Here is a 10,861-nt window from a genome sequence, read left to right as displayed (position 1 = left end):
ATGCGCGAAGCCGTCATCGTCTCCTATGCCCGCACCGGCCTGGCGAAATCCGTCCGCGGCGGGTTCAACATCACCCCCACCGTCTCCACCGCCGCCCACTCGGTGAAACACGCCGTGGCTAAGGCCGGCATCGAGGCCGAGGCCGTCGAGGACGTGTTCATGGGCAATGTCGCTCATGGCGGCGGCAATGTCGCGCGCCAGGCGGGCCTCTTGGCCGGCCTGCCGATCACCACCTCCGGCGTGACCGTCAACCGCTTCTGCTCCTCGGGCCTGCAGACCATCGGCATGGCGGCCAACTATGTGCGCAACGACGGCGCCGACGTGGTCGTGGCCGGCGGTGTCGAGACCATCTCCATGCCCAACATGGGCACGGGCAAGGACAACTTCGATCCGAAGCTGACCGAGATGTATCCGGCGATCTTCATGCCGATGATCGACACCGCCGACATCGTCGCCGAGCGCTACAAGCTCAGCCGCGAATACCAGGACGAGTATTCGCTGGAATCGCAGCGCCGCATGGCCGCCGCCCAGCAGTCCCAAAAGTTCAAGGACGAAATCGTCCCGATGAAGACCAAGATGAAAGTGGTCGACAAGGCGACCAAGGCGGAAAGCATCGTCGACTATGTCGTCGACCGCGACGAGTGCAATCGCCCCGACACGACCATGGCAGGCCTTGCCAAGCTCGAGCCGGTCAAGGGCCCGGGCAAATACATCACCGCCGGCAATGCCAGCCAGCTCTCGGACGGCGCGGCGGCCGTGGTGTTGATGGAAGCCAAGGACGCGGAAAAGCGCGGGCTCGAACCGCTCGGCCGCTTCGTCGCCTGGGCGTCGGCGGGCTGCGAGCCCGACGAGATGGGCATCGGGCCGATCTTCGCGGTGCCGAAGCTGTTGAAGCGCCAGGGCCTCAAGGTCGGCGATATCGATCTGTGGGAACTCAACGAGGCCTTCGCCAGCCAGTGTCTTTATTCGCGCGACCAGCTCGGCATCGATCCCGACAAGTATAACGTCAATGGCGGCTCGATCGCGATCGGCCATCCCTTCGGCATGACCGGCGCGCGCCTGACCGGCCACATCCTGCAGGAAGGCCGCAGGCGCAAGGCCAAGTGGGGCGTGGTGACGATGTGCATCGGCGGCGGCCAGGGCGGCGCCGGCCTGTTCGAAATCTATAGCTGAGCTTTCTTCCCTCGGCACAGACCGGCGCGGCAACGCGCCGTTGCGAAAATTACGGCAGCGCGGCGGAGCCATCGCCGCGCTGCTTTTTTGAGCGGCGCACGCCGCCATGACTGCTTTCTGCACGGCACCGGGCACATGCATCTTTTTTGACCGGCGGGGCGGCAGATGCCGATGCCGCCGTATGCCGGCCAAGCGGGAAAAATCTCCCCAAAATCCCGATCGACGCAGCGATCATTCTTTTTTCACCCGCGCTATTGCCGCGATCGGGAATGCCATCCTACCTGTGCTGTCGTTGAACTTCGTCTGGAACAACGAGGGAAGCCCTGCGATGACCAACCACGGGCCACATTACGATCGCCCGATGGCGCAGGGATACGGGCGCGGCACACGGCTGTGATCGATCCGCTCTACGTCGCATCGGGTTTCAGCGTCGGCCTGCTGGTCGGCATGACCGGCGTTGGCGGCGGTTCGCTGATGACGCCGCTGTTGATCCTGCTGTTTGGCGTTCACCCCTCAACCGCTGTCGGCACCGACCTGCTCTATGCCGCCGCCACCAAGACCGGTGGCAGCGCGGTACACGGCCTCGCGCGCAGCATCCACTGGCCGGCGGTGCTTCGCCTTGCCGGCGGCAGTATCCCGGCCAGCATCGTCACGCTGATCGTACTGTGGCAACTCGACCTCAACGGCGCCGCGGCGCGCAGCCTGGTCAATGTGGTGCTGTGCTTTGCGCTGCTGCTGACGGCAACCTCGCTGATCTTCCGCAAGGCGATCCTGGACCGGTTTCGCGCCCGCCTGGAGCAACTCGAAGATCCCGCCATCGCGCGCGCGACGGTTTTGGTCGGCGTCGCGCTTGGCGTGCTGGTTTCGATTTCGTCGGTCGGCGCGGGCGCCGTCGGCGTCACCGCGCTGCTCTTGCTTTACCCACGGCTGCCGATGGCGCGCATCGTCGGCTCCGACATCGCGCATGCGGTGCCGTTGACGCTGATTGCCGGCATCGGGCACTGGGCGATGGGCGCGATCGATTGGCATCTGATGGGCGTGCTGCTGATCGGTTCGCTGCCCGGCATCGTCCTCGGCAGTTACCTGGCGACCCGGGTGCCGGAAACGGCACTGCGGCTGATACTGGCCGTAACGCTGATTTTGGTCGCCGGCAAGCTCGGCTCCGGCGAATGGAATAACGCGGTGTCGATCGTCGGCGCCGTGGCGCAGAGCACGCAACGCTGAAGGTCGTTCACTTCAACGAGGTGTTGATCGAGGTGAATTTGGTGTCGAGCTTGGTGCCAAGCCCATTGATGACGGAAATGATGGCGAGCGATATGCCGGCCGCAATCAACCCGTACTCGATCGCCGTGGCGCCGCTCTCGTCGGAAAGGAATCTGCGAATCGTCTTCATTCGCGCAGTATGCGGGCGAAATCCTAATACCCGCTGAATCAGTTCGCTGAAACACGGTTCCTCTCGCGGAACCTTAGCCTGCAGACATTGTCTTCTGGTTAAATTGGAACCCCGGAAAACTACGGGGTTTCGGACCGGAGTCGATCATCAACGCCGAGCTGCGCCGTCGGACCTCGCCGCAAACCAGATGACATGGCGCGCGCCGCTGCGCTTCGTGGTGGCGCGCACGGCAACCTCGTTCACGGCAAAACCGGCGTCGCGAAGCCGTGTGGTGAACGATGGATTTGGCCTCGACGACCAGACCGCGAGCACGCCGCCGGGCCGCAGCGCCCGGTGAATGATCCGCAATCCCCTGGCATCGTAGAGCGCGTCATTGGCCTTGCGAATCAGTCCTTCCGGGCCGTTGTCGACGTCGAGCAGGATGGCGTCGAACGCCGCAGCATGAGTCCGGATCACCTCGACGACATCAGCTTCGCGAATGTCCGCGCGCGGATCGGTCAGGCTGCCAGCGAACAAATCAGCCATCGGACCCCGCGCCCAGGCGATCACCGCCGGCACCAGTTCGGCTACCAAAATCCGCGCCTCGGGTCCAAGCACCGCGAGCGCGGCACGCAGCGTGAAGCCCATGCCCAGGCCGCCGATCAACAGATGCGGACGCTTGACCGCGTCGATCCTCTTGCAGGCGAGCGTGGCCAGCGCTTCCTCCGACCCGCTGAGGCGGCTGTTCATCAATTCGTTCGAACCCAGCATCATGGAGAACTCGTCGCCTCTTCGCATCAGGCGAAGTTCGACGTCGGCGCCGGGCACTTCTGAGATATCGATCTGCTGCCAGGGAATCATGCGGCGGTTCTACGCGGTCCCCGCTTCGGCTGCCATGCCTGCCCGCGGCCGCTTGCCGGCGATCGGACAGGAATATCATTTGGCTTGGGGTGGAAGGCCCGGTCAGATTCCATTACATGCACCTCGGCGATGAACGCTTGGCGGTGAACGCCCGCGGCACCGGACCGTGCCGCGCCGGACGAAAAAGGCTACTGCTGCCTTTGTATTGTGATGGATGGCGAGCTTGCGGACCTTGTTTCCCTACTCCGACGAAAACCGGGCCGAAAACCGTCTCGTTGTCCAGAGGCTGCCTGCGTTGGCCGCGCCGTTCTGCCGGGCAACCGGTTAAGGTGTCGACCCCTGCGCAGCATCCCGCCGATGGCGACGGACCGAGGATCGATCCGGGGCCGACGCCTGACACCAGGCTGCGCGGCCTGCGCCGGATGCGCTTTCTCGCAACCGGGCTGCTGGTGCTGATGGCGGCGATTTTCGTCGCGACCTCGCTTGCCAAGGTGCCATGGTCCTGGATTCCGTATCTGCGGGCCTTCGCGGAAGCCGGCATGATCGGCGCCTGTGCCGACTGGTTCGCAGTCGTTGCCCTGTTCCGCCATCCGTTCGGCCTGCCGATTCCGCATACCGCGATCGTGCCGCGCAACAAGGAACGCATCGGCGACGCGATCGGCCGCTTCATCTCCAACAACTTCCTTTCGCCCAGCGTGCTGGCCGCGAAGATCAGGGAGATCGACACCGCCGGCTGGCTATCGGCGTGGCTCTCGAACCCGGCGAACCCCAACCGGATCGCGCGCCAGGTCGCGACATCCTTGCCGGCGATCATCCAGGCGCTGCCGCGCGACGAGCTCAACGCCTTCGTGGCGGGCGCCGTACGCCGGGGCATCGAAATGGTTCCGGCGGCGCCGCTGGCCTCGCGCATCCTCTCCGTGCTGTGGGCACAAGGCGAGATGCAGGGACTGATCGACCGCGGCATCGACTTCGCCGCCACCGCGCTCGCCAACAACCGCAATCTGATCAAGACGCAGGTGACGCAAAAGACCTCGCGTTTCATTCCCAAATGGGTCGATGGCATCGTTGCCGACAAGATCGTGAGTGGCGTGGCGCAATTGCTCGAGGAGATGCGCAATCCCGAACATCCGTGGCGCGCCGAACTCGGAACCGCGGTCGAGAAACTGATCGACGACCTGGCGGTAGACCCGCAGATGCATGTGCGCGGCGAAGAACTGAAGTCCGAGATTCTGCAAAATCCCTTCCTGCTCCAGCAGATGGGCAAGCTCTGGACCGCGGTCGAAGCCAGGCTCGACGAAGAATCCGGGTCGGCCTCCGATCCGCTGGCCGATAGTCTGGCCCGCGCGCTGGCTGCTCTCGGCCGCCGGCTGGCGGAAGACGAAACCATTCGCGACACCGTCAACCGGTGGCTCGGGGTCACGGCGTTGCGCGTGATCGCGCCGCGACGCGGCGAGATCGGCGCCTTCGTCACGCAGGTGGTCGAAAGATGGGACACCGAGACGCTGGTCAACCGGCTCGAGGTGCAGGTCGGCCGCGACCTGCAATATATCCGCATCAACGGCACGCTGGTCGGCGGCCTGGTCGGCCTCTTGATCTTCACCGCGACGAGATGGTTTTAGGGCTTCGAGTTTCTCCCTCTCCCCGCTCTTTCGCGGGGTCGAGACGAGCGAAGCTCGCTCTTAGAGGGTTGGGGTGAAGGACTCTCTCAGTGAGCGCGACTCGTGGTGAGTCCCCCTCACCCGGATTCGCGCTATCGCGCGAATCCGACCTCTCCCCGCAAGCGGGGCGAGGTGACCAAACTCGCAACCGCCGCTATCCCAGCATCTGGGTATCGCCGCAGATCGAGATCGCCTGCCCCGAAATCGTCTTGCCGCGCGGGCTGCAGATGAACAGGATCTGGTCGGCGATCTGCTCCGGCGTCACGTAATCCTTGATCGAGGTGTAGGAGAACGCGGTCCGTTCCATCTCGGCATAGGCGATGCCGCGCTGCTGCGCCTTGGCTTCCAGCACCCGGCGCTGGCGGTCGCCGGCGACGAGGCCGGGCAGGATCGCGTTGACGCGGATATTGTCCGGCCCGAGTTCGATCGACAGCGATTTCGTCAACCCGATCACGCCCCATTTCGCCGCCGCATAGGGCGTGCGCATCGCAAAGCCGAGCCGCCCCGCCGCCGAGGAAATATTGACGATCGAGGCGTTCTGGCTCCGGCGCAAATGCGGCACCGCAAGCCTGGTGCAGTTGAATTGCCCGGTCAGGCAGATTTCCAGGCAGCGGTCCCAGTCCTCCGGATTCATCTCCTCGACTTTCGACGTCGGCCCCGCGATGCCGGCATTGTTGACGAGCACGTCGAGGCCGCCGAGTTTTGCCAGCGCATCCGCGAACAGGTTGTTCACCGCCGCACGATCGGAGACGTCGCAGCGCGTCGAGGTGATCGCGGGGTCGCTTGTCGCGAGCGCCGACAGCGCCGCCTCGTCGACGTCGCAGGTGTGGACATCAGCGCCTTCGGCTGCGAAGCGGCGCGCGATCGCACGCCCGATGCCATTGCCACCGGCAGTGACCAGCACGCGCAAACCCTTGAGTTCGAGATCCATGATCGCTCCGCAAGATGTCCTGGGAAAAATCGGCCGGCCGCCTGATCGAGCGCGGCGGGCGAGCGCAACGCTATCCTTCTCGTGCGAAGAGAATAAGGGAATCGACAAGGCTTCCGTCTTTTGTAACTCTAATGGCGATCAAAAATCACGGCAAGCGGGATGGCGCTTGCCGATAGAAATCGCGCCCGGCTCCGGCGGTGAGGGAAGAAATGAACAAGCAAAATCGCAACGTTGCGATCGTCGGCGCCGGCCTGATCGGGCGCGCCTGGGCCGCGATCTTCGCGCGTGCGGGATGGAACGTGCGGCTGACCGATCCGCATATCCCGACGCTGAAGGCAGCACCCCGCCTGATCCGCGAGGAATTGCATGCGCTGGCGCGCCATGGACTGGCCACCGATCCCGACGGCGCCGTCTCGCGGGTCTCCGCGGCGGGCAGCCTGGAAGAGGCCGTGATCGGCGTCGAGTTCGTCCAGGAATGCGGGCCGGAAAAGGTCGAAGACAAGCGGCTGATCTTCGCCGAACTCGACAAGCTGACGCTGCCGGACGCGCTGCTGGTGTCCTCGACCTCGGCGATAACGGCTTCGCGCTTCACCGAAGCCCTGAAGGGCCGCGCGAGATGCCTGGTCGGTCATCCCGTCAACCCGCCGCATCTGGTGCCGCTGGTCGAATTGTGCTGCGCGCCCTGGACCTCGCCGGAAGCGATCGAGCGCGCGCGGGAGATCTATCGCGAGATCGGCCAAGTGCCGGTCATCATCACCAAAGAGATCGACGGCTTTGTTCTCAACCGGCTGCAAGGCGCCCTGCTCGCCGAAGCCTTCCGCCTCGTCGGCGAAGGTTTTATTTCGGCTGAAGACCTCGACCGCACGGTGAAAGACGGCCTCGGCCTGCGCTGGTCGTTCCTCGGTCCGTTCGAAACCATCGAACTCAATGCGCCCGGCGGCATTCCCGATTATTGCGCGCGCTACACCGGCTTCTACAGGCAGCTGGCTTCCGCCGCCGCCGGACCCGAAGTCTATCAAAGTCCGAATGTCGACCGGGTGATCGCGGCATGGCCGCATCAGCCGGCGCCGGAACGAATCGCCGCGCTGACGCAGCGGCGCAACGAACGTCTCGCCGCATTGGCCGCGCACAAGAATGCCCAGCAGGACAATTCCCGATGATCGATCAGCCAGCAAAGAGAGCAACAACATGAGCCGCAAAGTCATCATCACCTGCGCCGTGACCGGCGCGATCCACACCCCCTCGATGTCGAAGGCGCTGCCGGTGACGCCGCAGGAAATCGCCGACGCCGCGGTCGACGCCGCCGAAGCGGGAGCCGCCATCGTGCATCTGCACGCCCGCAATCCCAAGACCGGCCAGCCCGATCAAAGTCCCGAAGCGTTTGCGCCGTTCCTGAAAATAATAAAGCAGCGCTCGAATTGCGTGATCAACCTGACGACCGGCGGCGCACCGACCATGACGGTGGACGAGCGCGTCCGCCCGGCCGCGGTCTACAAGCCCGAGGTCGCCTCGCTCAACATGGGCTCGATGAATTTCGCGTTCTTCGGCATGCTCAACCGCTTCAAGAAATTCGAGCACGACTGGGAGAAGAAGCATCTCGAGAACAAGGACATCGTGTTCCGCAACACGTTTCAGGACATCGAATATGTGCTGAAGACATTGTCGGAAACCGGCACCCGTTTCGAGTTCGAATGCTACGACACCGCGCATCTCTACAATCTGAATTACTTCCTCGAACAGGGCATGGTGAAGCCGCCGCTGTTCGTGCAGACCGTGTTCGGCCTGCAGGGTGGCACCGGCGCCCATCCCGAGGACGTGCTGCACATGAAGCGCACCGCCGATCGGCTGTTCGGCGACAAGATGATCTGGTCGGTGCTGGGCGCCGGCCGCAACCAGCTGCCGATCGCGGCAATGGCCGCCGCGATGGGCGGCAACGTCCGCGTCGGCCTCGAGGATTCGCTGTGGGCGGCGCCCGGCCGCATGGCGGCCTCCAACGCCGAACAGGTCACGCTCGCCCGCAAGATTATCGAAGGCCTCGGCCTGCAGGTTGCGACCTCCGACGAGGCGCGCGAGATTCTCGACCTCAAGGGGGGCGACAAGCTGGAAGTGTGATCGCTACGCAAGACTGCGCGCATCGGTCGCACCCGATTCAATAGTCCGAATTGCCAATGCGGGCGCGCCGCTTGCCGGTTGCGCCGATGTTCCTCCATGCTATCGTCGCGCCGAAATCGGCCCGATATGAGCCCGAAAATGTCGAGGGAGGAAAACATGCGGAGCGTGCAGACGCTTGCCGCGGCGGTGTTGTCGTTGCTGGCGGTCTCCGGTCTCGCGCATGCCGCCGAGCCGAAGCAGGGCGGCATCCTGCGGATGTATCATCGCGACAGTCCCGGCAGCGCTTCGATCCACGAGGGCGCGACCTATTCGGTCAACGTGCCCTTCATGCCGGTGTTCAACAACCTCGTGATCTACAACCAGAGCATCGCGCAGAACAGCATGGAGGACATCGTCCCGGACCTCGCGGAGAGCTGGGCCTGGAGCGACGACAAGAAGACGCTGACCTTCAAGTTGCGGCAGGGCGTCAAATGGCATGACGGCGTCCCCTTCACGTCCGCCGACGTCAAATGCACCTTCGACATGCTGATGGGAAAGTCGCCGCAGAAATTCCGCCAGAACCCGCGCAAGGCCTGGTACGAGCAGGTCGACGAGGTCACGACCAATGGCGACTATGAAGCCTCGTTCCACCTGAAGCGGCCGCAGCCGGCGCTGCTCGCGCTACTCGCCTCCGGTTATACGCCGGTCTATCCCTGCCACGTTTCCCCCGGGGACATGCGCACCCATCCGATCGGCACCGGCCCGTTCAAGTTCGTTGAATTCAAGGCCAACGAATCGATCAAGCTCGTCCGCAATCCGGATTATTTCAAGAAGGGCCTGCCGCATCTCGACGGCATCGACTTCACCATCATCCCGAACCGTTCGACCGCCATCCTCGGCTTCATCTCGGGCAAATTCGACATGACGTTTCCGACCGAGGTGACGATCCCGCTGCTCAAGGACGTCAAGGCGCAGGCGCCGAACGCGATCTGCGTGGTCGAGCCGATCAACGTCTCCACCAACATCATCGTCAATTCGTCGTCGCCGCCGTTCGATAATCCGGACATCCGCCGCGCGATGGCGCTGGCGCTCGATCGCAAGGCGTTCATCTCGATCCTGTTCGAGGGCCAGGCCGATATCGGCGGCACCATGCAGCCGGCGCCCGCAGGGCTATGGGCGATGCCGAAGGAGATGCTGGAGACGATCCCCGGCTACGGCCCCGACGTCAACGCCAACCGCGAAGAAGCGCGCAAGCTGATGCAGAAGGCGGGCTACGGGCCGGACAAGCATCTTCCGGTCAAGGTCTCGACCCGCAACATCGCCGTCTACCGCGATCCCGCGGTGATCCTGATCGACCAGCTCAAGAGCATCTATATCGACGGCGAGCTCGACGTGGTCGAGACCGCCAACTGGTTCCCGAAGATCGCGCGCAAGGATTACGCGCTCGGCCTCAACCTGACCGGCAACGCGGTCGACGATCCCGACCAGTCGTTCTACGAGAATTATTCCTGCGGCTCGGAGCGCAACTACACCAATTATTGCAACAAGGACATCGAGAAACTGTTCGACCAGCAATCGCAGGAAACCGACGTCGAGAAGCGCAAGAAGCTGGTGTGGGACATCGACAAGAAGCTGCAGGAGGACGTCGCGCGTCCGATCATCTTCCACGGCCGCGAGGGCACCTGCTGGCAGCCTTATGTCAAGGGCGTCACCGTGATGGTCAACAGCTCCTACAACGGCTATCGCTACGAGGACGTCTGGCTGGATAAGTAACCGAAAAGCCGGTATCCACTTTTGCGAAATGCGCGCTAACCGGAGAGCGGCCAGGTGTTTGCCTATATCGTGCGGCGCCTCGTTCTGATGCTGGTGACCCTGTTCGGGATCTCGGTCGTGATCTTCGTGCTGCTGCGCATCGTGCCCGGCAACATCGTCGACATCCTGTTCGCGGCGGCCGGCTATGTCGATCCCGCCGACAAGGCCAATCTGGAGCGCGAACTCGGGCTCGATCAGTCGATCGTGGTGCAATACCTGCACTGGATCGGCGGACTGCTGCGCGGCGACCTCGGCTATTCCTATGTCTCCGAGAAGCCGGCGCTCGACGAAATCCTGCCGCGGATTCCGATCACGGCGCGGCTGGCCGGACTTGCGATCACCTTTTCCGCCTCGATCGGCATTCCCTTAGGCGTCCTCAGCGCGGTGAAGCAGGGCACGCGGCTCGATTATTTCCTGCGCGTGGTCAGCCTGAGCGGACTGTCGCTGCCGGCGTTCTGGCTCGGCCTTTTGGTGCTGATGGCGTCGGTCGCGCTGTTCGGCACCATGCCGATCTTCAATCCGAACCCGAAAACCTGGACCGAGGCGTTTGCGATCTATTGCGTGCCGGCGATGGTGGTGGGCTTTCGCAGCGCTGCGTTGACGATGCGGATCACGCGCTCCTCGATGCTCGAAATCCTGCGGCAGGATTACATCCGCACCGCGCGCGCCAAGGGCGCCTCCGAACGATCGGTCAACTTCCATCACGCGCTGAAGAACGCCATTCTTCCCGTGATTACCGTGATCGGCATCGAGGCCGCGTTCCTGATCGGCGGCCTGATCGTCACCGAAACCGTATTCAATATTCCCGGCGTCGCGCGCTTCCTGGTCGAGGCGATCCGCTGGCGCGATTATCCGATCGTGCAGAACCTGGTGATGCTGATCGCCGTGGTCGTGGTGTCGGCCAACTTCATCGTCGACATGCTCTATGCGGTGTTCGATCCGCGCATCCGCTATACCGACTAA

At 63.7% G+C, this 10,861-nt stretch carries 11 protein-coding genes; 8 read left to right on the top strand and 3 right to left on the bottom strand.

What is annotated here, in order from left to right; all coding sequences use genetic code 11:
• The 3 genes from VK804_RS01240 to VK804_RS01230 all read left to right on the top strand — a co-directional run.
• A partial coding sequence (locus tag VK804_RS01240) for an acetyl-CoA C-acyltransferase (RefSeq protein ID WP_325366955.1) occupies positions 1 to 1,173 on the top strand: 1,173 nt, incomplete at its 5' end.
• Between the two features lie 181 nt (positions 1,174 to 1,354).
• On the top strand, positions 1,355 to 1,570 hold the full coding sequence (locus VK804_RS01235) for a hypothetical protein (RefSeq protein WP_325366953.1): 216 nt from the start codon (positions 1,355 to 1,357) through the stop codon (positions 1,568 to 1,570).
• Positions 1,567 to 2,397 carry a sulfite exporter TauE/SafE family protein gene (locus VK804_RS01230; protein ID WP_325366951.1) on the top strand — a complete coding sequence of 277 codons (831 nt, stop codon included), beginning with the start codon at positions 1,567 to 1,569 and terminating at the stop codon, positions 2,395 to 2,397. The genes VK804_RS01235 and VK804_RS01230 overlap by 4 nt, the downstream gene beginning before the upstream one ends.
• Positions 2,398 to 2,404: 7 nt before the next feature.
• Here VK804_RS01230 and VK804_RS01225 read toward each other — a convergent pair whose 3' ends face one another.
• Complete coding sequence (locus VK804_RS01225) at positions 2,405 to 2,566, bottom strand: Flp family type IVb pilin (protein WP_325366949.1); 162 nt, start codon at positions 2,564 to 2,566, stop codon at positions 2,405 to 2,407.
• 147 nt (positions 2,567 to 2,713) lie between these two features.
• Positions 2,714 to 3,406 carry a spermidine synthase gene (locus VK804_RS01220; protein ID WP_325366947.1) on the bottom strand — a complete coding sequence of 231 codons (693 nt, stop codon included), beginning with the start codon at positions 3,404 to 3,406 and terminating at the stop codon, positions 2,714 to 2,716.
• Positions 3,407 to 3,735: 329 nt separating this feature from the next.
• On the opposite strand from VK804_RS01220, the gene VK804_RS01215 reads away from it, so the two are divergent.
• Positions 3,736 to 5,025: a DUF445 domain-containing protein gene (locus tag VK804_RS01215; RefSeq protein WP_325366945.1), complete on the top strand. Its 1,290-nt coding sequence runs from the start codon at positions 3,736 to 3,738 to the stop codon at positions 5,023 to 5,025.
• 193 nt (positions 5,026 to 5,218) lie between these two features.
• Here VK804_RS01215 and VK804_RS01210 read toward each other — a convergent pair whose 3' ends face one another.
• Complete coding sequence (locus VK804_RS01210; protein WP_325366943.1) at positions 5,219 to 5,995, bottom strand: SDR family oxidoreductase; 777 nt, start codon at positions 5,993 to 5,995, stop codon at positions 5,219 to 5,221.
• A gap of 209 nt (positions 5,996 to 6,204) precedes the next feature.
• Here VK804_RS01210 and VK804_RS01205 point away from each other — a divergent pair, with 209 nt between their 5' ends.
• The 4 genes from VK804_RS01205 to VK804_RS01190 all read left to right on the top strand — a co-directional run bounded on the left by VK804_RS01205 (position 6,205) and on the right by VK804_RS01190 (position 10,861).
• A complete protein-coding gene (locus VK804_RS01205) occupies positions 6,205 to 7,155 on the top strand; it encodes a 3-hydroxyacyl-CoA dehydrogenase (RefSeq protein WP_325366941.1) in 951 nt (316 codons plus the stop codon).
• A 28-nt stretch (positions 7,156 to 7,183) separates the two neighbouring features.
• Entirely contained in the window at positions 7,184 to 8,107 is a 924-nt protein-coding gene (locus VK804_RS01200) for a 3-keto-5-aminohexanoate cleavage protein (protein WP_325366939.1), read from the top strand.
• A gap of 156 nt (positions 8,108 to 8,263) precedes the next feature.
• Positions 8,264 to 9,859 carry an ABC transporter substrate-binding protein gene (locus VK804_RS01195; RefSeq protein WP_325366937.1) on the top strand — a complete coding sequence of 532 codons (1,596 nt, stop codon included), beginning with the start codon at positions 8,264 to 8,266 and terminating at the stop codon, positions 9,857 to 9,859.
• Between the two features lie 54 nt (positions 9,860 to 9,913).
• Positions 9,914 to 10,861 (top strand): ABC transporter permease, encoded by a 948-nt coding sequence (locus VK804_RS01190; protein WP_325366935.1) that lies wholly within the window; start codon positions 9,914 to 9,916, stop codon positions 10,859 to 10,861.

The sequence above is a fragment of the Bradyrhizobium sp. genome (genome assembly GCF_035484855.1).
Taxonomy (GTDB): Bacteria; Pseudomonadota; Alphaproteobacteria; order Rhizobiales; family Xanthobacteraceae; genus Bradyrhizobium.
The sequence above is the reverse complement of the archived record's forward strand: the minus strand, read 5'-3'. Positions and strand labels throughout refer to the sequence as shown.

Bases quoted from the DNA above. Each gene is read 5' to 3' on its own strand.
- VK804_RS01200 (WP_325366939.1), top strand. From the start codon at position 7,184: ATGAGCCGCAAAGTCATCATCACCTGCGCCGTGACCGGCGCGATCCAC.
- VK804_RS01225 (WP_325366949.1), bottom strand. From the start codon at position 2,566: ATGAAGACGATTCGCAGATTCCTTTCCGACGAGAGCGGCGCCACGGCG.
- VK804_RS01235 (WP_325366953.1), top strand. From the start codon at position 1,355: ATGCCGGCCAAGCGGGAAAAATCTCCCCAAAATCCCGATCGACGCAGC.
- VK804_RS01195 (WP_325366937.1), top strand. From the start codon at position 8,264: ATGCGGAGCGTGCAGACGCTTGCCGCGGCGGTGTTGTCGTTGCTGGCG.
- VK804_RS01220 (WP_325366947.1), bottom strand. From the start codon at position 3,406: ATGATTCCCTGGCAGCAGATCGATATCTCAGAAGTGCCCGGCGCCGAC.
- VK804_RS01205 (WP_325366941.1), top strand. From the start codon at position 6,205: ATGAACAAGCAAAATCGCAACGTTGCGATCGTCGGCGCCGGCCTGATC.
- VK804_RS01210 (WP_325366943.1), bottom strand. From the start codon at position 5,995: ATGGATCTCGAACTCAAGGGTTTGCGCGTGCTGGTCACTGCCGGTGGC.